The sequence below is a fragment of the Paracoccus angustae genome (genome assembly GCF_042648745.1).
GTDB lineage: Bacteria > Pseudomonadota > Alphaproteobacteria > Rhodobacterales > Rhodobacteraceae > Paracoccus > Paracoccus angustae.
Genome location: NZ_JBHRXY010000013.1, coordinates 1 through 23,287 on the forward strand (window position 1 = coordinate 1; position 23,287 = coordinate 23,287).

General features: G+C 67.6%; 20 protein-coding genes. 8 read left to right on the forward strand and 12 right to left on the reverse strand.

The window, feature by feature from the left end; all coding sequences use genetic code 11:
- Window positions 1-112: 112 nt before the first annotated feature.
- Window positions 113-427: a co-chaperone GroES gene (locus ACFOM8_RS14355; protein WP_377762477.1), complete on the reverse strand. Its 315-nt coding sequence runs from the start codon at window positions 425-427 to the stop codon at window positions 113-115.
- 306 nt (window positions 428-733) lie between these two features.
- Between ACFOM8_RS14355 and ACFOM8_RS14360 the strand changes: the two genes are divergently transcribed.
- The 5 genes from ACFOM8_RS14360 to ACFOM8_RS14380 all read left to right on the forward strand — a co-directional run bounded on the left by ACFOM8_RS14360 (window position 734) and on the right by ACFOM8_RS14380 (window position 8,497).
- Window positions 734-1,216 carry a hypothetical protein gene (locus ACFOM8_RS14360; protein ID WP_377762479.1) on the forward strand — a complete coding sequence of 161 codons (483 nt, stop codon included), beginning with the start codon at window positions 734-736 and terminating at the stop codon, window positions 1,214-1,216.
- A gap of 300 nt (window positions 1,217-1,516) precedes the next feature.
- The gene (locus tag ACFOM8_RS14365) at window positions 1,517-3,883 is read left to right on the forward strand and encodes a molybdopterin guanine dinucleotide-containing S/N-oxide reductase (protein WP_377762481.1); all 2,367 of its coding nucleotides are present in this window, start codon (window positions 1,517-1,519) and stop codon (window positions 3,881-3,883) included.
- A complete protein-coding gene (locus ACFOM8_RS14370; RefSeq protein WP_377762484.1) occupies window positions 3,873-4,940 on the forward strand; it encodes an NUDIX domain-containing protein in 1,068 nt (355 codons plus the stop codon). The genes ACFOM8_RS14365 and ACFOM8_RS14370 overlap by 11 nt, the downstream gene beginning before the upstream one ends.
- 81 nt (window positions 4,941-5,021) lie before the next feature.
- Window positions 5,022-6,053 carry a cysteine synthase A gene (locus tag ACFOM8_RS14375; RefSeq protein ID WP_377762631.1) on the forward strand — a complete coding sequence of 344 codons (1,032 nt, stop codon included), beginning with the start codon at window positions 5,022-5,024 and terminating at the stop codon, window positions 6,051-6,053.
- A gap of 5 nt (window positions 6,054-6,058) precedes the next feature.
- Window positions 6,059-8,497: a DUF3772 domain-containing protein gene (locus tag ACFOM8_RS14380; RefSeq protein WP_377762485.1), complete on the forward strand. Its 2,439-nt coding sequence runs from the start codon at window positions 6,059-6,061 to the stop codon at window positions 8,495-8,497.
- Between the two features lie 3 nt (window positions 8,498-8,500).
- On the opposite strand, the gene ACFOM8_RS14385 is transcribed toward ACFOM8_RS14380, so the two are convergent.
- The 3 genes from ACFOM8_RS14385 to ACFOM8_RS14395 form a co-directional block, all read right to left on the reverse strand.
- Entirely contained in the window at window positions 8,501-9,568 is a 1,068-nt protein-coding gene (locus tag ACFOM8_RS14385; RefSeq protein WP_377762487.1) for an AI-2E family transporter, read from the reverse strand.
- A gap of 49 nt (window positions 9,569-9,617) precedes the next feature.
- Entirely contained in the window at window positions 9,618-12,302 is a 2,685-nt protein-coding gene (gene gyrA / locus ACFOM8_RS14390; protein WP_377762633.1) for a DNA gyrase subunit A, read from the reverse strand.
- Window positions 12,303-12,506: 204 nt separating this feature from the next.
- Window positions 12,507-12,971, reverse strand: a complete 465-nt coding sequence (locus ACFOM8_RS14395; protein ID WP_377762489.1) for a disulfide bond formation protein B — start codon at window positions 12,969-12,971, stop codon at window positions 12,507-12,509.
- A 183-nt stretch (window positions 12,972-13,154) separates the two neighbouring features.
- Between ACFOM8_RS14395 and ypfJ the strand changes: the two genes are divergently transcribed.
- The gene (gene ypfJ, locus ACFOM8_RS14400) at window positions 13,155-14,000 is read left to right on the forward strand and encodes a KPN_02809 family neutral zinc metallopeptidase (RefSeq protein WP_377762491.1); all 846 of its coding nucleotides are present in this window, start codon (window positions 13,155-13,157) and stop codon (window positions 13,998-14,000) included.
- Window positions 14,001-14,125: 125 nt separating this feature from the next.
- Here ypfJ and ACFOM8_RS14405 read toward each other — a convergent pair whose 3' ends face one another.
- Window positions 14,126-14,311, reverse strand: a complete 186-nt coding sequence (locus tag ACFOM8_RS14405; RefSeq protein WP_377762493.1) for a hypothetical protein — start codon at window positions 14,309-14,311, stop codon at window positions 14,126-14,128.
- 80 nt (window positions 14,312-14,391) lie between these two features.
- Between ACFOM8_RS14405 and ACFOM8_RS14410 the strand changes: the two genes are divergently transcribed.
- Window positions 14,392-14,877, forward strand: coding sequence for a type II toxin-antitoxin system RatA family toxin (locus ACFOM8_RS14410; protein WP_377762495.1), 486 nt, complete (start codon window positions 14,392-14,394; stop codon window positions 14,875-14,877).
- A gap of 58 nt (window positions 14,878-14,935) precedes the next feature.
- On the opposite strand, the gene metK is transcribed toward ACFOM8_RS14410, so the two are convergent.
- From metK to ACFOM8_RS14445, 7 genes are all read right to left on the reverse strand, one after another.
- Window positions 14,936-16,111 (reverse strand): methionine adenosyltransferase, encoded by a 1,176-nt coding sequence (gene metK / locus ACFOM8_RS14415; RefSeq protein ID WP_377762497.1) that lies wholly within the window; start codon window positions 16,109-16,111, stop codon window positions 14,936-14,938.
- 3 nt (window positions 16,112-16,114) lie between these two features.
- Complete coding sequence (ahcY, locus tag ACFOM8_RS14420) at window positions 16,115-17,509, reverse strand: adenosylhomocysteinase (protein WP_377762635.1); 1,395 nt, start codon at window positions 17,507-17,509, stop codon at window positions 16,115-16,117.
- A 337-nt stretch (window positions 17,510-17,846) separates the two neighbouring features.
- Window positions 17,847-18,497 carry a TetR-like C-terminal domain-containing protein gene (locus tag ACFOM8_RS14425; RefSeq protein ID WP_377762499.1) on the reverse strand — a complete coding sequence of 217 codons (651 nt, stop codon included), beginning with the start codon at window positions 18,495-18,497 and terminating at the stop codon, window positions 17,847-17,849.
- A gap of 297 nt (window positions 18,498-18,794) precedes the next feature.
- Window positions 18,795-20,615: a translational GTPase TypA gene (typA, locus tag ACFOM8_RS14430; RefSeq protein WP_377762501.1), complete on the reverse strand. Its 1,821-nt coding sequence runs from the start codon at window positions 20,613-20,615 to the stop codon at window positions 18,795-18,797.
- A gap of 98 nt (window positions 20,616-20,713) precedes the next feature.
- Window positions 20,714-20,854 (reverse strand): hypothetical protein, encoded by a 141-nt coding sequence (locus tag ACFOM8_RS14435; protein WP_377762503.1) that lies wholly within the window; start codon window positions 20,852-20,854, stop codon window positions 20,714-20,716.
- A gap of 62 nt (window positions 20,855-20,916) precedes the next feature.
- Window positions 20,917-21,672: a hydroxypyruvate isomerase family protein gene (locus ACFOM8_RS14440; RefSeq protein ID WP_377762505.1), complete on the reverse strand. Its 756-nt coding sequence runs from the start codon at window positions 21,670-21,672 to the stop codon at window positions 20,917-20,919.
- Window positions 21,672-22,214, reverse strand: a complete 543-nt coding sequence (locus tag ACFOM8_RS14445; protein ID WP_377762507.1) for a DUF1285 domain-containing protein — start codon at window positions 22,212-22,214, stop codon at window positions 21,672-21,674. The genes ACFOM8_RS14440 and ACFOM8_RS14445 overlap by 1 nt, the downstream gene beginning before the upstream one ends.
- 63 nt (window positions 22,215-22,277) lie before the next feature.
- Between ACFOM8_RS14445 and ACFOM8_RS14450 the strand changes: the two genes are divergently transcribed.
- Window positions 22,278-23,285, forward strand: a complete 1,008-nt coding sequence (locus ACFOM8_RS14450; protein WP_377762509.1) for an AAA family ATPase — start codon at window positions 22,278-22,280, stop codon at window positions 23,283-23,285.
- Window positions 23,286-23,287 lie beyond the last annotated feature (2 nt).

Below are 23,287 nucleotides of genomic sequence, written 5' to 3' on the forward strand. Positions count from 1 at the left end.
CATCGGCCAGAATGTTGACACCCCGAAGCATCCGGTCGCGGGCATCCGTGTTGAACTTGACTTCTTTCGCAGCCATTGGGCTTACTCCTTATCTGGGCATCCGGTGTCGCGATCAGGCGGCCTTTTGCGCCACGGCGGGGGCCTCGATCACGCCCATCACGTCGCTTTCCTTCATGATCAGCAGATCCTCGCCGTTCAGGCGGATCTCGGTGCCGGACCATTTGCCGAACAGGATGCGGTCGCCGACCTTCACGTCCAGCGGGGTCAGGGCGCCGCTTTCGCTGCGCAGCCCGGGACCGGCGGCAAGAACCTCGCCTTCCTGGGGCTTTTCCTTGGCGCTGTCGGGAATGATCAGCCCGCCCGCCGTTTTTTCCTCGGCTTCGATGCGGCGGACCAGAATACGGTCATGGAGTGGACGGAACGTCATGTCGTTCTCCTTGTGGACAAACAGATGAGAGGTTCCTCCGCACCGGCCCGGAGACCGGAGCGGGGCCCGCGCGACCCGTGCGGCGCCGCGCGCGACATGAAGTGGCGCATGGCCGGGCGATGTCAAGAGGCCGCCGGAAAAATGTTGGCACTCAAACGCGCCGGCTGCCAATATGGTGAAAATGCCGCACAATATCTTGTGATTCCAGACCGGTCCGGCCGATGAGGGGACTTGACCTGCGCCGAGGCTGCGGCACAATTTCAGCATGGCGTTGAACGCTTCTGTCATATCGATGCCGAGGTTTTCATGATGGACACCTATCTCTCTGCGGCCCGGGATCTGGTGGTGGAGGGGATGCGCGAAAGCCAGGTCATGCTGTCCGCCGATCTCGAGTTTCACCTGGCCACGACCCTGGCGCGCTACATGCACCGTCCCCTTGCGCCCGACCGGCTGACGGTTCGGCTGATGGATGCCGCCCAACGCGGCGCCCGTGTGGGCGAATCGCGGCAGATCGGCGACGAATGCCTGATCTCGTGCGCCTTCTTCGCGGCGCGGCTGACGCGACAAGGGGGCAGCGTCGTCCACTATGCCGGCCTGGGGCAGACCGCCTATGCGATCGCGGGCATGCCGGACGTGGCCAGCGGCTTTCCCGACATGCTGGATGTCCTGCACGCAAGCAGCCCGCAGATCGAGGAACGGCCCCTGCCGCAGGACGCCGACGGCACGGCAGCCGCGGCGGAAGGGAGCCAGCGCAGGATCCTGTATCTGGCGCCCCGGTTCAGGCACTGAAAGGCAGCAGCGAAAGCCAACGATCCGGCGGTCCGAACCGGCGAGGAAAGGCGGGACGCGAGGGCGGTGTAAGACCGCCTTCCGCAGAGCCGGGCCCGCGGTTCGGCTGGCCGCGACGGACAACGACACCGCCCGATCGGGCAGCGCGGTGACGCCGTGAAGGGCGCCGTTGCCGCGGCAAGGCAAAGCCGCCGGAAAGGTCTCATCGCCCGCAGGCCGCGATGCGGCCGAGCGGCCCGGATCGGTGGGGAAATCCCTTGCGGCCCTTGACGGCAGGCTCCGGGACGGAAAGGCTCCGGCATGTCTGAGGAAAAGCCAACCGACCGGTCCACGGAAGCCGAGGCGGCGTTCAGCCCGCATACCTCGCATTGGGGGGTGTTTTCCGCGCGGATGCGCGGCGGAGACCTCGAACTGCGGCCTTTCCCGGGCGATCCCGATCCGAACGGCATCCTGTGGAACTTTCCCGGCGCCTTGCGCCATCCGGCGCGCATCGCCCGGCCGATGATCCGCAAGGGCTGGCTGGAAAACGGGCCCGGCCCGGACGACCGGCGGGGGTGCGACGACTTCGTTCCGGTTTCCTGGGACAAGGCGCTGGATCTGCTGGGCGCGGAACTGGCGCGCATCCGCGACGGCTTCGGGGCGCAGGCGATCTTCGGGGGATCCTACGGCTGGGCCAGCGCCGGGCGGTTCCACCACGCCCAAAGCCAGATCCACCGCTTTCTGAACACGGCCTGCGGCGGCTATGTCCGGTCGGTCGGCAGCTATTCGGCGGGGGCCTCGCAGATCCTGATCCCGCATGTCGTCGGCGATCACGAGGGGCTGACCAGCCGCAACGTTTCCTGGGACCAGATCGCCGCGCACAGCGAGATCGTGCTGGCCTTCGGCGGCATGGCCTTGAAGAACGCGATGGTGGCGGGCGGAAGCGTCAGCCGGCATGTCGAAAGGGGCGCCATGCGGCGCGCGGCCGAACGGGGCTGCCGCTTCGTGCTGGTCGGCCCGCTGCGGTCCGACCTGCCCGACGAGGCCGGGGCCGAATGGCTGTCCTGCATTCCCGGCAGCGACACCGCCCTGATGCTGGCGCTGGTCCACACGCTTGTCGTCGAGGGGCTGCACGACCGCGCTTTCCTGGACAGCCACACCCACGGCTGGCCCGTTTTCGAACGCTATCTTCTGGGCGGCGCCGACGGCCAGCCCAAAAGCGCCGAATGGGCGGCGGGGATCACGGGCATCGCCGCCCGCAACATCGTGGGCCTTGCCCGGCGCCTGCACGGCAGGCGGGCGCTGATCGTCGTGTCCCATTCGCTGCAACGCGCCCGCCATGGCGAGCAGCCGGTCTGGATGGGCATGGTGCTGGCCGCCGCCCTGGGCCAGATCGGGCTGCCGGGGTGCGGCTATGGCTATGGCCTGGGGGCCATCGCCAGCTACGGCCGGCGCTGCAACGCCGTGCCGATCCCGGCCTTTCCGCAGGGGCGCAACGGCGTCAGCGACTTTATCCCGGTCGCCCGGATCGCGGACATGCTGCTGTCTCCCGGGGCGCCTTACCGCTTCAACGGCGAAACCCGGACCTATCCCCATGTCAGGCTGGTCTACTGGGCGGGGGGCAATCCGTTCCACCACCACCAGGATCTGAACCGCCTGCGCCGGGCCTTCGCCCGGCTGGACACGCTGGTCGTCCACGAGCTTGCCTGGACCGCGACCGCGCGCCATGCCGATGTCGTGCTGCCCTGCACGATGACCCTTGAGCGCGAGGATATCGGCGCCGCTTCGAACGACCCGCTGCTGGTGCCCATGCACCCGGTCGTCCCGCCTCATGGCGAGGCGCGCGACGACCACGCGATCTTTGCCGACCTGGCCCAGCGGCTGGGCGCCCGCGAGGCCTTCACCGAAGGGCGCAGCGTGCGCCAGTGGCTGGAACATCTTTATGAACCCACCCGGGCGGGGCTTGCGGCAAAGGGGATGTCCGCGCCCTCTTTTGCCGAGTTCTGGGCCAGCGAAGGGATCCTGATGCCGCAGCAGCCGGACGACGGCGGCTATCTGCGCGCCTTCCGCGACGATCCCGCGGCCAATCCGCTGCCCACCCCCACCGGCAGGCTGCAAATCTGGTCCGACACCATCGCGGGCTTTGGCGAGCCGGACTGCCCCGGCCACCCCGCCTGGCTGGGCCAGCCCTATGCCACCGACGACGCCGCGCCGCTGGTTCTGGTCGCGAACCAGCCCCGCACGCGCCTGCACAGCCAGCTGGACTTCGGGGGGCACAGCCTCGCCTCCAAGCACCGGGGCCGAGAGGTGGCGGCGATGAACCCGGCCGACGCGGCCCCGCGCGGCATTTCCGAAGGCGACATCATCCGGCTGTTCAATGACCGCGGCGCCTGCCTTGCGGGCGCGACCCTGACGGATGGGGTGCGTCCCGGCGTCGTTCAGCTGGCCACGGGGGCATGGTACGATCCCGCCGACCCGGCCGGGGAAAAGCCGCTTTGCGTGCATGGCAACCCCAATGTGCTGACGCGCGACATCGGCAGCTCGGCCCTCGCGCAGGGATGCACGGGCCAGCTGACCACCATCGAGGTCGAACGTTTCGACGCGGCCCTGCCGCCGATCCGGGCCTTCGACCCGCCCGTGCCGTCTTCGCGGCGACCGGGATCCGGGAGCGTTGGCCGTGACGGGTGAGCTTGTGCTGGCGGGTCTTCTGGCGGACGCCCGGATGCTGGCGGTGTTCGGGCTGACGGGCAGGCCCGTGACGCTGGCGGGCCGCCTGGAAGGCGGCGGACGGGCGGGGATCGGCCGGGACGGCTGGCCCAGGCTGACGGCGGGGCAGGGAACCGTGCCCGCGGTCCGCGTCAGGCCCAACGCCGCGCTGGACCGCTATGCCGCCGTGATGGGCCTTGCGCCCCAGGATCGCCCGGACGGCCCGATCCTGGGGCTTGGCGCGGGCGGGGCCGAGGGCGCGCCGCAGGCTGATCTGGCCGCGGCGATCGCCCGCCATGTCCTGGCGCTGCCTGCCGACCGGCCCGCCGACGAGATCGCCGGGCGTCTTCCCGCCATCGGGATCTGGGCGGCATCGGAACTGCGAGGCGCGCAAACCCCGCCCTCGGGCGGCGATCTGGTCGGGCGTCGCGGGCCGGAGGATGTCGAGATCCTGCGCCGGGACGAGCCCTTTTCCGGCTTTCTCTCGGTCCAGGTCAGCCATTTGCGCCATCGCACCCATGCAGGCGGCATGACGCCCGTGCTGCGGCGAGAGGCGTTGATCCTGGGCGACGCGGTGGTCGTGCTGCCCTGGGATCCCCTGCGCGACCGGGTGCTGCTGATCGAACAGTTCCGCATGGCGCCCCTGCTGCGCCGCGATCCGCAGCCCTGGCTGCTGGAAACCGTGGCGGGCCGCGTCGATGCGGGCGAAACGGTCGAGGACGCCGCCCGCCGCGAGGCGCGGGAGGAGGCGAACCTGACCCTTGCCCGGCTGTTTCCGGCCATGCACCATTATCCCAGTCCGGGCGTGCTGGGCGAATACCTGTATCTTTATGTCGGCATCGCCGATCTGCCGGACGGGATCGAAGGGGTGCACGGGTTGGAAAGCGAGGCCGAGGACATCCGCGGCCACCTGGTGCCCCGCGCGGAACTGACCCGCATGGCGATGACGGGGCAGGTGACGAACGGCCCCTTGGCCATGCTTGCGCTGTGGCTGGACATGCGCCAGGGCGTCCTTCGCACGGAATTGGGACTGGGCTGAACCAGAGGGTGGGGTTGTGCCTCTGACGGAGCCGTGTGTAGGTATCGCGGAACTGGACCCCGACGGATAGGTTGCTTGACCATGCGAATTTGCCCCGACCTGGCCGACATGATCGGCAACACGCCCCTGATCCGCCTGCGCCAGGCCAGCGAGGCGACGGGCTGCGAGATCCTGGGCAAGGCCGAGTTCATGAACCCTGGCCAGTCGGTCAAGGACCGCGCGGCGCTGTACATCATCCGCGATGCCGTGGCGCGGGGCGAACTGCGCCCGGGCGGCACCATTGTCGAAGGCACGGCCGGCAACACCGGGATCGGGCTGGCGCTGGTCGGCGCATCTATGGGCTTCAAGTCGGTGATCGTCATCCCCGAGACGCAAAGCCAGGAAAAGAAGGACATGCTGCGCCTGGCGGGCGCCCATCTGGTCGAGGTGCCGGCCGCCCCCTACAAGAATCCCAACAACTATGTGCGCTATTCGGGCCGTCTCGCCGCCGAACTGGCCCGCACGGAACCCAACGGGGCGATCTGGGCCAACCAGTTCGACAACGTGGCGAACCGCCGGGCGCACGAGGAAACCACCGGCCCCGAGATCTGGGAACAGACCGGCGGCAAGGTGGACGGCTTTGTCTGCGCGGTGGGATCGGGCGGCACGCTGGCGGGCGTCGCCATGGCGTTGCAGCACAAGGGCGTCAAGATGGGGCTGGCCGATCCCGAAGGGGCGGCGCTGCATTCCTTTTACACCACTGGCGAATTCGACGCGCCCGGCAGTTCCATCACCGAAGGCATCGGGCAGGGGCGAATCACCGCCAACCTGGACGGCTTCAGCCCCGATTTCAGCTATCGCATCCCCGACAACGAGGCGCTGCCGGTGGTGTTCGACCTGCTCGAACGCGAAGGGCTGTGCCTGGGCGGGTCGTCGGGCGTGAATGTCGCGGGCGCGATCCGCATGGCGCGCGACATGGGGCCGGGCCACACCATCGTCACGGTCCTGTGCGACTATGGCAACCGCTACCAGACCAAGCTGTTCAACCCCGACTTCCTGCGCGCCAAGGGCCTGCCCGTGCCGGGCTGGCTGACGCGCGACGCCCCCGACATTCCCGAAGTTTACGAAGGCTGAACCCCATGATCCGCGCGTTCATGGCTGTCGTGCTGACAGTCCTCGTTCTTGTCATGTCGCCCGCCTGGGCGCAGGAACCGGCGCTGCCGGACTATGGCCGCTGGGAACGGGTCGCCACGCAGGCCGAACAGCTGGCCCAGGACGGCGATACCGCGCCGGCCCAGCTTGAATCGATCCGCGCCGATGTCGTGGAATGGCGTTCCCGGTTCGAGGAAGCCCAGGGCGTCAACGGCGAACGGATCGCCACGCTGGAAGCGCAGATCGCGGCCCTGGGCCCGGCCCCCGCCGACGGCGCGACCGAGGCCGAGGATGTCGCGGCGCGCCGGGCCGATCTGCAAAGGCAGCTGTCCGAGGCGCAGGCCCCGCGCCTGACCGCCGTCGAGGCCTTCAGCCGCGCCGACGCCATCGTCCGGCAGATCGACGACAGTCTGGCCCGGCGCGCGGCCAGCCAGATGGCGCAGCAATCGACCTCGCCGCTGCTGCCCGGGAACTGGATCGCCGCCGCTTCGGAAACCCGGCGGCTGGCAGAGGGCATCATCGAGAACACCGGCCAGCGCATTTCCGAACGCGCGACCTGGCCCGAACTGAAGCCCAGGCTGCCGCATGTGCTGGGCTATCTGGTTGCGGCGCTCTTGCTGCTGACCCTCGGCCGGCACTGGGTCGAAACCCTGCCGCGGCGGATCTCGGCGCGCACCAGCGACTATTCCCGCGCGGCGGTCACGTTCGTGGTGTCGCTGTTGCAGATCGTTCTGCCGATGATCGGGATCTATCTGCTGATCAGCGCCTTGACGGCGACGGGCGTGTTCGGCCCTTGGACGCGCCCCTTTCTGGAAGCCCTGCCGGGCGCGGGCGTGATCCTGTTCGGCAGCGCCTGGCTGGCGAGCCAGCTTTTTCCCGGCCAGGCGATCAACTACGACACGGTGAACATGGGCCCTCGGAGCCGGCAGCAGGCGCGCTGGCTGACGAACACCCTGGGCGCCGTTTTCGCCGTCCATTACGTCGCCTCGCAGGCTTTTCTGCCGCTGTCCGGCCTGGTCGAGCGCAGCAGCAACCTGCAACGCATCCCGCTGAACTTCGCGGAAGGCGCGGCGGTCGTTTACAACTTCGTGCTGATCGCGGTCGCGGCGGCCCTGATGTTCAAGCTGGGCAACGTCCTGCGCCGCCTGAAGCCCTGGTCGGACCGAAGCGGCGCGTCCTATCGCCACCGCGTTCTGGCCTGGGCGGGCAGGCTGACCCGCATCGTCAGCATCCTGGCCGTGGCCCTGACGGCCCTGGGCTTTGTCAACCTTGGCAACCTGGCGACCTGGCCCTGGCTGCAATCGCTGGCGCTGATCGGCCTTCTGGTGCTGCTCCAGGACTTCATCGCCGACGTGTTCAACATGCTCAAGCGCGGGCAGGAGGGCGCGCGGGAAGGGCTGGCGCCGCTGCTGATCGGTTTCGCGCTGATCGTGCTGTCGGTGCCGGTCTTCATGCTGATCTGGGGCGCCTCGGTCAACGAGCTGGCCGAATACTGGGTGCGCTTCCGCCAGGGCGCGACCCTGGGCGGGGTGCGGCTGTCGCCCGGCGCGGTGCTGATGTTCATCGTGGTCTTCGCCATCGGCTATTCGATCACGCGCGCCGTCCAGGGGGCGCTGCGCACCTCGGTCCTGCCCAAGACCAAGCTGGACGCGGGCGGGCAGAACGCGGTGGTGTCCGGCATCGGCTATGTGGGGATCGTCGTTGCGGCGATGCTGGCGATCACCTCGGCGGGGATCGATCTGTCGTCCTTCGCGATCGTCGCGGGCGCCTTGTCGGTGGGCATCGGTTTCGGCTTGCAGAACATCGTGTCGAACTTCGTGTCGGGCATCATCCTGCTGATCGAACGACCGGTCAGCGTGGGCGACTGGATCAGCGCGGGCGGCCAGCAGGGCATCGTCAAGCGCATCTCGGTCCGCTCCACCCAGGTCGAGACCTTCGACAAGCAGCAGGTGATCGTTCCCAACAGCGACCTGATCAGCCAGCCGGTCACCAACTGGACCCGGCAAAGCAAGACCGGCCGGATCATCATCCCCATCGGCGTCAGCTATGGCAGCGATACCCGCAAGGTGACCCGCATCCTGACCGAAATCATCGAGGATCAGCCGCTGGTCACCATCGACCCCGCGCCCGCGGTCCTGTTCCGCAGCATCACCGTGGATGCGCTGAACTTCGAGATCCGGGCGGTGATCTCCGATGTGGGGTCGGGCCTGTCCGTCACCTCGGAAGTGTATCACCAGATCGTCGAGCGGTTCATCCGCGAGGGCATCGGGATGCCCTTCACCACCCGCGACATCTGGCGCGGCGGCCAGGATCTGCCGGATGCCGGCGCGGACAAGGGGGACGACGTTCCCCCGCCCGCCGCGCAGGCTGCCGCGCAAGCCCCTGCGCGGGCGCAGCAGCGGGAACTGCCCGACGACGGCAGATAAGGGTCAGCGGCTGGCCGTGTCCGCATCGGCCAGCCCTTCGCGCGACAGAAGGATCGCGACGGGGCGCAGCCAGGGGATGTGCCAGCAGACGATCATCACCGCCACCATGATCGGCACGGCCAGAAAGGCTCCGGCGATCCCCCAGATCGCGCCCCAGAAGGCCAGCGACAGGATAATGCCGAACGAGGACAGTTGCAGCGTCTGGCCGGTCAGCATCGGATCCAGGATGTTGCCCAGCACGAAATGCGCGATCAGGCAGGCGGCGCCGACAACGATGGTCGTGGTCGGATCGCCCGTCAGAACGAAGGCCAGCGCCACGGTGATGGCCCAGGCGATGACCGAGCCGACGTTGGGGATGAAGTTCAAAACGAATGTCAGCCAGGCGACCGCGCCCGCCAGTTCCAGCCGGGCCAGGGCGAAGATCAGCCAGACCGCCGCGCCCGTCAGCGCGCTGACGAACGTCTTGACCACCAGATAGCGGTTCACCCGCCGCATGATCGACGACATGATCAGCCCGATCCGCGCGGCTTGCGCCGGATCGCCGGTCAGGCGTTCGACCTTGACCGGCAGCCAGGTTCGTTCGGCGAACATGAAGCCCACGAACAGGATCACCAGCAGGCTGCCCGACAACAGCCCGGACGCCTGTCCCGCCAGCGAGCGCAGCCAGCCGGTGATGTTGAACTCGGCCATGGCGGCCACCAGCCGGGTTTCGGCCTCGGGGCCGAACCGCTCGATCAAGGCGGACAGCGCGACCTGCACCGATTCGGCATAGGCGATGGCGCGGCCGATAACGACGTTCACCTGGGACATGATCGTGGTGGAAAGCCAGATCAGCCCCAGCGTGATGCCGATCAGCGCCAGCGTCGTCGCCAGCCAGTTCGGCACCTTGAGCCGCGTCGAGATCGCCTGGATCGCATCCGAGGTCAGCGAGAACAGGATCACCGCGATCGCCAGGCAGATCAGCACGAACCGCGCCTGAAACAGCAGAAACAGGATCAGCGAAAAGGCGATGATGCCCAGAAATCCGGTCTGGAGCCTTTGCCGCAGCACATCGTCGCTGGATGGAGTCACGCTGTCCCTCGTCAAGAACGGGCCCGGTCATTGCCGGGCCCCGGTTCGATCACTCCTCGGCGGTTTCCTCGCCGTCGCCCTGTTCGGCGATCCGCGCGACCGAAACGACCTCCTCGCCGGGCGCCGTGCTGAAGACCCTGACGCCGCCCGCGCTGCGCGAGCGGAAGCTGATGCCGTCCACCGGCACCCGGATCGACTGCCCGGTGGATGTCGCCAGCATGATCTGGTCGTCCATATCGACCGGGAAGCTGGCGACCAGCGCGCCGCCGCGCATGGCCTTGTCCATCGCCATCACGCCTTGGCCGCCGCGTCCGCGCACCGGATAATCGTGGCTGGAACTGATCTTGCCCGCCCCGTTCGCGGTGATGGTCAGGATCAGATCCTCGGCCGCCGACATCTGGGCATAGCGTTCGGGGGTGATCGCGGCCTCGGCCACGGCTTCCTCGTCCTCGTCGGCCTCGGCCCCGTCGTCCAGGGCGCCTGCCACCGCGCGGCGCATCTTCAGATAGGCGGCGCGCTCGGCCGGGTCGGCCTCGAAGTGGCGGATCACGGACATGCTGACCACGCGGTCGCCATTGGTCAGGCGGATGCCCCTGACGCCGGTGGAATCGCGGCCCTTGAAGACGCGCACGTCGGTCGTAGGAAAGCGGATCGCCCGGCCCGATTTCGTGACCAGCATCACGTCGTCGGCCTCGGTCGCCATGCGCACGCCGACCAGTTCCACGCCCTCGGGCAGCTTCATGGCGATCTTGCCGTTCGACTTGACGTTGGTGAAGTCCGACAGCGCGTTGCGCCGCACATCCCCGTCCGAGGTCGCGAAGACCGCCTGATAGCGGTCCCATTCCGATTCGGGCGCATCGACCGGCATCAGGGCCGCGATGGATACGCCGGGCTCGATCGGCAGGATGTTGACGATGGCCTTGCCCTTGGCGGTGCGCCCGCCCAGCGGCAGGCGCCAGGTCTTGAGACGATAGACCATGCCGTCGGTGGTGAAGAACAGCAGTTCGGTATGCGTGTTGGCGACGAACAGGGTCGTCACCACGTCGTCTTCCTTGGTGGCCATGCTGGCCAGGCCCTTGCCGCCGCGACGCTGGCTGCGGAATTCGGCCAGGGCCGTGCGCTTGATGTACCCGCCCGAGGTGATGGTGACCACCATGTCCTCGCGCTCGATGAGGTCTTCGTCCTCCATGTCGCCGGACCAGTCGGTGATCTCGGTCCGGCGGGGGACGGCGAACAGGCCGCGCACCTCGCGCAACTCGTCGCTGATGATGCCCATGACGCGTTCGCGCGACCCCAGGATCGCCAGATAGTCGCGGATCGCATCGGCCAACTGGCCCAGTTCGTCGGTGACTTCCTGCACGCCAATCTGGGTCAGGCGTTGCAGGCGCAGGTCCAGGATGGCGCGGGCCTGGGTTTCCGACAGGTTGTAGGTGCCGTCGTCGTTCACCGGATGCAGCGGATCGTCGATCAGGCGCAGGTATTCCAGGATGTCGTGCGCGGGCCAGCGGCGCTCCATCAGGCGTTCGCGCGCCTCGGCGGCGTCGGCGGAGGACCGGATCGTCGCCACGACCTCATCGACGTTGCTGACCGCCACGGCCAGGCCGCACAGCACATGGCTGCGTTCGCGGGCCTTGCGGAGTTCGTAGGCGGTGCGGCGGGCGACCACCTCCTCGCGGAAGCCGATGAAATGGGTCAGAAAGTCGCGCAGGGTCAGCTGTTCGGGCCGGCCGCCGTTCAGGGCCAGCATGTTGCAGCCGAAGCTGGTCTGCAACGCGGTGAAGCGGAACAGCTGGTTCAGCACCACGTCGGGCGTGGCGTCGCGTTTCAGTTCCACCACCACGCGGACGCCCTGCCGGTCGGATTCGTCCTGCACCGAGGCGATGCCTTCGACCCGCTTTTCCTTGGCAAGCTCCGCGATGCGCTCGATCAGGCTGGCCTTGTTCACCTGATAGGGCACCTCGTCCACGACGATGGCCCAGCGGTCCTTGCGCAGTTCCTCGATATGGGTCTTGGCGCGGATGATCACGCTGCCGCGCCCTTCCAGATAGGCCTTGCGCGCCCCGGACCTGCCCAGGATCAGCGCGCCGGTCGGAAAGTCGGGACCGGGGATGATCTCCAGCAGGCGCTCGGTCGGCAGGTCGGGGTTCTCGATCAGCGCCAGGGTGGCGTCGATCACCTCGCCCAAGTTGTGGGGCGGGATGTTGGTCGCCATGCCCACCGCGATGCCGCCCGCGCCGTTGACCAGCATGTTCGGAAAGCGCGCGGGCAGAACGGTCGGCTCGCGGTCCTTGCCGTCGTAGTTGTCCTGGAAATCGACCGTGTCCTTGTCGATGTCCATCAGCAGGAAGTTGGCGGGCTTGTCCATGCGAACCTCGGTATAGCGCATGGCGGCGGGGGGATCGCCGTCCATGGAGCCGAAGTTGCCCTGGCCGTCCAGCAGCGGCAGCGACATCGAAAAGTCCTGCGCCATGCGGACCAGCGCGTCGTAGATGGCGGCGTCGCCGTGGGGGTGATACTTACCCATCACGTCGCCCACCGGCCGCGCCGACTTGCGATAAGCCTTGTCGGGCGTGTTGCCGGATTCGTCCATCGCGTAAAGGATGCGCCGATGCACCGGCTTCAGGCCGTCGCGCAGGTCGGGGATGGCCCGGCTGACGATCACCGACATGGCATAGTCCAGATACGAGGTCCGCATCTCGGCGCTGATGTCGATCACCGGGCCGTCATGGGGCATCACCTGGCGCGCGGCAGCGCCGTTTTCATCGCCCGCCTCGGGGGTCTCGGGCAGGTCGTCGTCGGGGGTGTCGGCCACGGGATTTCCTCAACATCTTGTTGGGTTACATATAGGCGACATGGTGGTTAAGGGCAATGTTCGGCGACGCGTGGGGCGGGGTTTCACCCCACCTTTGTGCCACGAAACGGCGGGGCGGATCCCGGCCTAGGCCCGCCGGGCCGCGACCCCCCAGACCGCCGCCAGCCCGGCCGAGAACACCGCGTTCCACGCGGCCATCGAGAGGCCCAGGAACCGCCACGCGACCTCGTCGCAGCGCACGACGGGGGCGGATTGCAGGCGGGTCATCAGCTCTTGCGGGGACATGGTGGCGAGATTGCCCACCGTGCCCGAGCAATGCGTGGGCCCGGCCCACAGCTTCCATTCGACGCCCGTGTGATAGATCGCCAGCCCCATGGCGACGCCCGCGGCGATCATGCCCAGCACCGCCAGCCCCCGGACGCGCCCGGTCAGCCAGACCAGCAGGGCCACGACAACGGCGGCGACATGGGGCCAGCGTTGCAGGATGCACAGTTCGCAGGGTGCATAGCCGGCCGCCTGGAAGCCAAGCGCGCCGATCAGCAGCGCCGCCGATCCGGCCCCCGCCAGCAGGGAAAGTTGTCGTCCGTCCATGATCCCCTCGGTCCTTGATTGGCCTTGTGGATCGGTCCGCGCGGCGGCCGCGTCAAGCGCCTTGCGGTTTTGTCGCGCCGCTGTGATCATCGGTCCCGGGGCCGTTCCGCGGAACCCGCGGGACGGGCCGGTGTTTTGATCATGACGGCCCATGTCACCGGGCCAACGGAAGGAACACGGCACATGCAATGGCGTGGACGGCGCGGCAGCGGCAACATCGAGGACCGGCGCGGCATGGGCGCCGCCGGCGCGGGGGGCGTGGGCGTCGTGGGGATGCTGGCGATCCTGGCGGTGGGATACTTCTTCGGCATCGACATCACGCCGCTTGTGCAAGGCATGGACCAGGGGCAGCCGGGGCAAAGCCGCCCCCTGACCGAGGAAGACCGGCAATGGGGAGAGTTCGTCTCGGTCGTGCTGGCCGACACCGAGGAGGTCTGGGCGCCGGTTCTGCCGGAACAGGCGGGCATCGGCTATGTGGAGCCGAAGCTGGTGCTGTTCACCGGGGTGGTGCAATCGGCCTGCGGGGGCGCCTCGGCGGCCATGGGGCCCTTCTATTGTCCGGGCGACCAGCGGGTCTACCTTGATACCGACTTCTTCGACATGATGGCCAGCCGCATGGGGGCAGGGGGCGACTTCGCCTATGCCTACGTGATCGCGCACGAGGTCGGCCACCATGTCCAGAACCTGACCGGCACCCTGGGCGAGACGAGCCGCCTGCGCAGCCGGCTGGGCGAACGGGACGCCAACCAGATCTCGGTTTTGACCGAGCTTCAGGCCGATTGCTATGCGGGCATCTGGGCGCGAGAGGCGCAGCAACGCTTCGGCACGCTGGAGGCGGGCGACCTGGAGGAAGCCATGGGCGCGGCCGAGGCCGTGGGCGATGACGTGATCCAGTCGAATGCGGGACGGACCCCCGTGCCCGACAGCTTCACCCATGGCAGCGCGGCGCAGCGTCAGGAATGGCTGATGCGCGGCTTCAATTCGGGCGACATGGCCCAGTGCGACACGTTCAAGGCGGCGGGGCTGTAAGGCCCGCACAAGGAAAGGAAAAGACCGATGCTGACGATCTTCACGATCCTGACAATTGGGCTTGGCGCGGCGATGCTGCGCCGCCCGGAACCGCAGCGCGTCGACGCGCGTGGCCGACGCCGGTCCTAGCGCGGGATGCGCGGGGCGCGGCCTTCCTCCAGCGTCGCCCAGTCGGGCCAAAGCGCCAGCCATTCCAGCGCCGCGATGGCAAGGCCCGCCGCGACGATCACCAGCACCAGCCTGACGCTGCGCGCGCTTGGCGGGTTTCGCGCCCATCTCGAGGCCCGAAGAAGCCAGCTCAGGTTGTTCATGGGGGCAGCCTCCTGCTAGATCGGGGGCGACTCGATCAGAGCCCCCGTCGCCTTTCAAGACCGAACCCTGCGAGACCGTTTTGCCGAACCATCAGGATTCCCGCGACCTTCCCTACAGCGCCCGACAGATGTTCGACCTGGTGGCCGACATCGAGAGCTATCCGCAGTTCCTGCCGTGGAACAGCGCCGCCCGCATCCGGTCGCGCCAGTCCCGCCCCGACGGGTCCGAGGAGATCGCCGCCGATCTGGTGATCAGCTTCAAGGTGTTCCGCGAACGCTTCGGCAGCCGGGTGGTGCTGTGGCCTGCCGACCCGGAAACCGGCGCGCTGAAGATCGACACCGAATACCTGGACGGCCCCTTCAAGTACATGCGCAGCGGCTGGACCTTCACCGACCGGCCCGAGGGCGGTTGCCATGTCGATTTCTTCGTGGATTTCGAGTTCAAGAACATGATCCTGCAAAAGCTGATCGGGGTCGTGTTCCACGAGGCGATGGTGCGGATCGTCCGCGCCTTCGAGGCGCGGGCCAAGGTGCTTTACGGGGCGGGCGGGGCAATGGCGGGGTGAAACCGCACCCCAAGGTCGCTTGGATAAAGGCGGGGTTTCGCCCCCCGCCGTTCCTTTTTCAGCTCAACGCCGCCTTCAGGGCCTCGGCCCGGTCGGTCTTTTCCCAGCCGAACGCGGTTCCCCGGTTCAGTTGATAAGGGTGACGCCCGAAATGCCCATAGCTGGCCGTGGGCCGATAGATCGGGTGCAGCAGATCCAGGTCGCGGATGATGGCAAAGGGACGCAGGTCGAAGACCTCGCGCACCGCCGCCACGATCTTGCCATGGGGCACCGTTTCCGTCCCGAAGGTATTGAGCGAAATCGAGGTCGGCTGCGCCTCGCCGATCGCATAGCTCACCTGGATCTCGCAGCGGCTGGCAAGGCCCGCGGCGACGATGTTCTTGGCGACCCAGCGGCCCGCATAGGCGGCCGAACGGTCCACCTTGGACGGATCCTTGCCCGAAAAGGCCCCGCCGCCGTGACGCGCCATGCCGCCATAGCTGTCCACGATGATCTTGCGGCCCGTCAGCCCGCAATCGCCCACCGGTCCGCCGATCACGAACTTGCCGGTCGGGTTGATGAAATACTTGGTCGCGTCCGACAGCCATTCGGCGGGCAGGACCGGCTTGATGATCTCCTCGATCACCGCCTCGCGCAGGTCGGACAGCGTGATTTCGGGATTGTGCTGGGTGGACAGCACCACCGCGTCGATGCCTTCAGGACGGCCGTCCGCGCCGTATCGCAGCGTCACCTGCGACTTGGCGTCCGGGCGCAGCCATTTCAGCGTCCCGTCGCGGCGGACCGCCGCCTGGCGTTCCACCAGCCGGTGCGCATAGGTGATGGGCGCGGGCATCAGCACGTCGGTCTCGTCCGAGGCATAGCCGAACATCAGCCCCTGGTCGCCCGCGCCCTGATCCTCCAGGTTGTCGCGGTCCACGCCCTGGTTGATCTCGGGCGACTGCTTGCCGATGATGTTGATGACCGAACAGGTCGCGCCGTCGAAGCCCACGTCCGACGACGTATAGCCGATGTCGTTGATGACGCCGCGCACGATGCTTTCCAGATCGACCCAGGCATTGGTTGAAATCTCGCCCGAGATGATGGCGACGCCGGTCTTGACCATGGTCTCGCAGGCGACGCGGGCACGCGGATCCTCGGCCAGAATGGCGTCGAGGATCGCGTCGGAAATCTGGTCGGCGATCTTGTCGGGATGGCCCTCGGACACGGATTCCGAGGTGAACAGCGAATATTCCATGGATCAATACCGATAGTGATCTGACTTGAACGGGCCTTCGGGCGTCACGCCGATATAGTCGGCCTGTTCGCGCGACAGTTGTGTCAGCTTGGCGCCCACCTTGTCCAGATGCAGACGCGCGACCTTTTCGTCCAAGGCCTTGGGCAGGATATAGACGCCGGGCGCGTATTCGTCGCCCTTGGTCCAAAGCTCGATCTGCGCCAGCACCTGGTTGGTGAAGCTGGCCGACATCACGAAGGACGGATGGCCCGTGGCGTTGCCCAGGTTCAGCAGCCGGCCTTGGGACAGCAGGATGATGCGGTTGCCCCCCGGCATCTCGATCATGTCCACCTGGTCCTTGATGTTGGTCCACTTGTGATTGCGCAGCGCGGCCACCTGGATCTCGTTGTCGAAATGGCCGATGTTGCCGACGATGGCCATGTCCTTCATGGCGCGCATGTGCTCGATGCGGATCACGTCGCGGTTGCCGGTAGTGGTGACGAAGATGTCGGCGCTGTCCGCGACATCCTCCAGCAGCACCACCTCGAAGCCGTCCATGGCGGCTTGCAGGGCGCAGATCGGATCGACCTCGGTCACCTTCACCCGCGCGCCCGCGCCGCGCAGGGACGCCGCCGATCCCTTGCCCACGTCGCCATAGCCGCAGACCACAGCGACCTTGCCAGCCATCATCGTGTCGGTGGCGCGGCGGATGCCGTCCACCAGCGATTCCTTGCAGCCGTACTTGTTGTCGAATTTCGACTTGGTGACGCTGTCGTTCACGTTGATCGCCGGAAAGGGCAGCAGGCCGCGCTTGTGCAGGTCGTACAGGCGATGGACGCCGGTGGTCGTTTCCTCGGACACGCCCTTGATGGCGTCGCGCTGACGGGCGAACCAGCCGGGGGTTTCGGCGATCCGCTTGCGGATCTGGGCGAACAGGGCCTCCTCCTCCTCGCTGGTCGGCACGTCGATCAGGCCGGTCTCGCCCGCCTCGACGCGCGCGCCCAGCAGGACATACATGGTCGCGTCGCCGCCGTCGTCCAGGATCATGTTGGCCGTGCCGTCCGGGAACTGGAAGATGCGGTCGGTATAGGCCCAGTATTCTGCCAGCGTCTCGCCCTTTACCGCAAAGACGGGCACGCCGGATGCGGCGATGGCCGCCGCCGCGTGGTCCTGGGTGGAATAGATGTTGCAGGACGCCCAGCGGACATCGGCGCCAAGCGCCGTCAGCGTCTCGATCAGCACGGCGGTCTGGACCGTCATGTGCAGGCTGCCCGCGATCCGCGCGCCTGCCAGCGGTTTCGCCGCGCCGTATTCCGCGCGCAGCGCCATCAGGCCCGGCATTTCCGTTTCGGCGATATCCAGTTCCTTGCGGCCGAAATCGGCCAGCGCGATGTCGCGGATGATGTAATCGGTCACGATGCTGCGTCTTTCGTCTGTCCTGTGGTCCGCGACCGGATAGCCCAAGCCGGCCCTGATCAAAAGCGAAAATGGCTGACGCCAGCCGCCTGCCGTGGCAAGGTCATGTGGCTGCGGCGGAACCCCAGATCCGCCGCAGCCCGGAAGGCGGCAGTGCGCTGTCCGCCTTCCTTCCACACGACAAGCCCTTCGCGGCAGAGGGCAAGGCGCCATTCCGTTCACGCGACAGGCTGTCAGACCAATCTGAAAATTCGATTAAGAGGATGCCGGGGACGTGTCCTGCCGCGTCGGCCCGGCGAAATGGGTCTTGTCGAAACTGCGCCTCATGCCCTTCGCGGCGTCACCTTGCGTTGCGGCGTGGACGCTTCGCGGCGGCGCGCGCGAACCGCTTGACGAAATCCGCCATGGCCAGTTCCGCCGCCTCGATCGGATCGCGCGAAGGAAGCAGGCCTTCCATCCGGCCATCGACCACCATGCGGGCCAGGCCATAGGCAAAGGTCCGCGACGACAGCACGATCATCGCGATGTCCTCGTTGTGGCGCAGGCGCCCGGCCTGCCGCGCGCGTTCCAGCATCCGGGTCATCAGGTCGTTCAGCGAATCCAGATAACGGCGCAGTTCGGGCACGCGCATGGCGTCCAGGGTCGGATGGCCGGTGATCAGCCGGAACTGCATCCGGTGATCGGCCGCCCAGCGGATATAGGCGTTGCCAAGCGCCAGGAACTGGCCCACGGCGTCGTCGGGGTTGATCTTGACCACCGCCTTGATGCAGGAATCGATCAGGCGCACCAGGGCCTGTTCGGCGACGGCGATCAGCAGGCTTTGATCGTCGGGAAAAATCCGGCGCAGATCGCGGACGGGCATGCCGAGGCGCCGGGCGACTTGATCCAGATCCGGGTCGCGCCTGCTCAGATCCGCCATCATCTCGATGGTGGCGACGACAGCCTGGCCGTGGAGGCCAAGTCCCTTCATGATGTCGTCGTGCTTGCTCATGCTCCGTTCCCGTATGGCAGGGCTCATGGCCGGGCAAACGGTGCGGCATGACACCCATTCCCCCCGCAAGATGAACCGTTCTTCCGTGGCCCAGTTCCGTGTGGCAGCCCGCAATCGCCGATAACAGGTGCGGACGAATGCAGGGCCGCCGTTTTCGCAACCTCCGGCGGGACTGGATGACCCTTGACCATGAACATTGCCGTTGATCCCCGGAACGGGTTCCTCGACAAACGGTATCACGGCGCCCGGCGGCTGCGAACTTCGCTAAAACGACAGATTGACGCTGGGTAAGGCTTGTCAGCCTTCCGCGCGCGCCTGGCGCTTGCGCTCGTGGGGATCCAGGTGGCGCTTGCGCAGGCGGATGTTCTTGGGCGTGACCTCGACCAGTTCGTCGTCGTTGATATAGGCGATGGCCTCCTCCAGCGACATGCGGACCGGAGGGGTCAGGCGCACGGCCTCGTCCGTTCCCGAGGCGCGCACGTTGGTCAGCTTCTTGCCCTTGAGCGGGTTCACTTCCAGGTCGTTGTCGCGGCTGTGTTCGCCGATGATCATGCCCTGATAAAGCTGTTCCTGCGCGCCGATGAACATCTTGCCCCGGTCTTCCAGGTTCCACAGCGCATAGGCCACGGATACGCCGTCCTCCATGCTGATCAGCACGCCCTGGCGGCGGCCCTGGATGGCGCCCTTGTAGGGTGCCCAGCCGTGGAAGATGCGGTTCAGCACGCCGTTGCCGCGCGTGTCGTTCATGAATTCGCCGTGGTACCCGATCAGCCCGCGCGACGGCACATGGGCCACGATCCGCGTCTTGCCGTGGCCGGCGGGCCGCATGTCCACCATGTCGCCCTTGCGTTCCCCCGTCAGCTTTTCGATGACCACGCCGGTATAGTCGTCATCCACGTCGATGATGACCTCCTCGACCGGCTCGAGCCGCTGGCCGTCCTCCTCGCGGAAGATCACCCGGGGGCGGCTGATCGACAGCTCGAACCCTTCGCGGCGCATGTTCTCGATCAGCACGCCCATCTGCAATTCGCCGCGCCCCGAGACCACAAAGGCGTCGCCGCCCGGCGTGTCCTCGACCTTGATCGCCACGTTCACCTCGGCCTCGCGCATCAGGCGCTCGCGGATGACGCGGGACTGGACCTTCTTGCCGTCCTGGCCGGCCAGGGGGCTGTCGTTGATGCCGAAGGTCACGCTGATGGTGGGCGGGTCGATGGGCTGCGCGGGCAGGGCGGTGTCCACCTCCAGCGCGCAGATGGTGTCGGCGACGGTGGCCTTGGACATGCCGGCCAGGGTCACGATGTCGCCGGCCTGCGCCTCGTCGATGGGGGTCTGGGTCAGGCCGCGGAAGGCCAGCACCTTGCTGATGCGGAACTGCTCGATCCGCTCGCCGTCGCGGGACAGGGCCTTGACGGTGTCGCCCGCCTTGGCGCGGCCCGCCTCGACCCGGCCGGTCAGAAGCCGGCCCAGGAAGGGATCGGCGGACAGGGTGGTCGCCAGCATCTGGAACGGCTCGTCCGTGCGGGCGATCTGCTTGGGCGGCTGGACGTGGCTTAGGATCAGGTCGAACAGCGCCCCCATGTCCTTGCGCGGGCCGTCCAGCGTCTTGTCCGCCCAACCGCCAATGCCGCTTGCATAAACATGCGGAAAATCAAGCTGCTCGTCGTTGGCGCCCAGGTTGGCGAACAGGTCGAACACGTCGTTCAGCGCGTTGTCGGGTTCGGCCGCGGGCTTGTCCACCTTGTTCAGCACCACGATGGGCCGCAGGCCAAGCGCCAGCGCCTTCGAGGTCACGAACTTCGTTTGCGGCATCGGCCCTTCGGCGGCATCGACCAGCAGGCAGACGCCATCGACCATGGACAGGATGCGCTCCACCTCGCCGCCGAAATCGGCATGGCCGGGCGTGTCCACGATGTTGATCCGAGTGCCCTTCCATTCGACCGAGGTCGCCTTGGCCAGGATGGTGATGCCGCGTTCGCGTTCGATGTCGTTGCTGTCCATCGCCCGTTCGGCGACGGCCTGGTTTTCGCGGAAGGCCCCGGACTGGCGCAACAGCTGGTCGACCAGCGTCGTCTTGCCGTGGTCAACGTGAGCAATGATGGCGATGTTGCGGATATCCATGAACGACCCTTTTCAATTCGCGGTCGCCCTATCGAAAACGCGCCGAAAAGGCCAGACGCAATCGCGGCGCAGGCCGGGGCCGCGCCGCGGGCGGGCGCTTAGCGCAGTCCCAGGAAGGACAGGATGAACAGGACGATGACGACCAGGCCGACGATGTAGATGATCGAGTTCATGGCAACGCTCCTTGCTGTTGAGTGCCACGCGCGTCGAAGGAAGCGGCGGCCGGACGGATGTCCCATCACGGGATTGTCGGTTCAACAATTTGATCTGCTTTGGGTTCCACCGTTCGCACCGGTCCCGGTCAGGGCTGCGGCAGCCAGCCCAGTCCCTCGGCCGTCAGCGAGGCGGGGTTGTATTCCGCGCTGACCCAACCCTTGTAGCCCGATCGGTCCAGCGCCGCGAAGAAGCCCGGAAAGTCGAACGTCCCGCCCACCGGCTCGTGCCGCCCGGGCACCCCGCCGATCTGGACATGGCGGGTGATGCCCGCGTGCCTGCGCCAGACCGCCATGGCGTCGCCGGTGATCCGATGGGCGTGATAGGTGTCGAATTGCAGGCCCAGATTCGGTGCGCCGATCTCGGCGATCAGCTCGGCCGCCAGGTCGAAGTCGGCCAGGAAATATCCGGGCTGGTCCGCCGGGTTCAGCGGCTCGATGGTCAGGCCGACATGGGGGGCGCGGTCGGCCGCCCAGCGGAGGTTGCGGGCGAAGGTGTCGCGCGCCTCGGGCCCCTGGGCATAGCCCGCCATGATGTGGATGTGGCGCGGCCGCAGCACGCTGGCAAAGCGCAGCGCCCGGTCGAAGTCGCTGCGGAACCGTTCCTCGCGCCCCAGCTCGGCGGCAAAGCCGCGCGCGCCGCCCGTCCAGTTCGGGGGCGGCGTGTTCATCAGCACGAAGTCCAGCCCCGCCGCGATGGCCGTCCGGGACAGGTCGCGCGCCGCGATGTCATAGGGAAACAGGATCTCGACCCCCTGGAAGCCCGCGGCGGCGGCGGCCGCGAATCGCTCCATCATGGGCAGCTCGGTGAACAGCATCGTCAGGTTGGCGGCGAAACGGGGCATCAGGGCTCCAGCGGGAAGAAGGCGCCGCCCGAGCGGATGCCGCTGCGGCCCCCTTCAAGGGTCGCGGCATCGGCCAGGCGGTAAAAGGTCTTGCGGTCGATCAGCGCCTCCAGCCCGGCGCGGACGTGGACATAGGGGCGGGGCTCGTCAACGGTGCCGCGCAGCGTGATCGGGTTGTCCGGCCCCGCCGTCACCCGGTCGCCGACATTGGTGGTGAAGGTCACGGCGTCTGGCCCGATCTCGGCGTCGACGGCCAGGAAAGGCGCATCCACGACGCGGATGCCCACCTTTTCCACCGGCGTGACCAGGAAGAAACGGTCCCCTTCGCGCTTCAGGATGGTGGAAAACAGCCGCACCATGGCCGGGCGCCCGATGGGCGTGCCCTGATAGAACCAGGTGCCGTCGGCGCGGATCTCCATGTCCAGGTCGCCGCAGAAGGGCGGGTTCCACAGATGCACCGGCGCGGGCCCGCCCCGGGACGCCTTTCCGGCGGCGGCGGCAATGCCTTCGGCGCTCACAGCTTTGTCACCGCGATCTGCCATTCCCTGTAGTCGCCTTTCGCATATCCTCTTATGGTCGGTCTAAAGCAGCGAAGGAGCATTGTCATGGCTTCGGATGAGATTCTGGTTACCCAGGTCGAACAGCTTGCGCAGGACTTGGCCGACGCCCGCGCCAGCATCGAGCGCCGCTTCGTGGGCCAGCACCTTGTGGTCGAGCAGGTTCTGGCCGCGATCCTGTCCGGCGGCCATGCGCTGCTGGTGGGCCAGCCGGGGCTGGGCAAGACCATGCTGGTCGACACGCTGTCCACGGTTCTGGGCCTTGGCAGCCAGCGCATCCAGTTCACCCCCGACCTGATGCCCGCCGACATCCTGGGATCCGAGGTTCTGGACGTGCTGCCCGACGGCAGCCGCGCCTTCCGCTTTATCGAAGGGCCGGTCTTCACCCAGCTTCTGATGGCGGACGAGATCAACCGCGCCTCGCCCCGCACCCAGTCGGCGCTGCTGCAAGCCATGCAGGAACGCGAGGTCACGATCAGCGGCCAGCATCGCGCCCTGGGCCGCCCGTTCCATGTTCTTGCCACCCAGAACCCCATCGAGCAGGAAGGCACCTATCCTCTGCCCGAGGCGCAGCTTGACCGCTTCCTTCTCCAGATCGACGTGGACTATCCCGACCGCGACACCGAGCGCGCGATCCTGCTGGCCACCACGGGGGTCGAGGACGCGCGCGCCCATGCGGCCTTTGACGCCGAAAGCCTGATCGCCGCGCAGCGCCTGATCCGCCAGATGCCGGTGGGCGAGGGCGTGGTCGAGGCGATCCTGGATCTGGTCCGGGCCTGCCGCCCCGGCGCCGCCGAGCAGGCGGGCTTTATCGGCGACGCGCTGGTCTGGGGACCGGGGCCGCGCGCCGCGCAGGCCCTGATGCTGGTCACGCGGGCCCGCGCCGTGCTGAACGGCCGTTTCGCGCCGACGCTGGAGGATGTCGAGGCCATGGCCGCCCCCGTCCTGCGCCACCGCATGGCGTTGTCCTTTGCCGCCCGCGCCCGGGGGGAAACCGTGGACGGCGTGATCGCCCGCCTTCTGGACGGCCGCTTCGGCAGAAGCCAGGCCGCATGAGG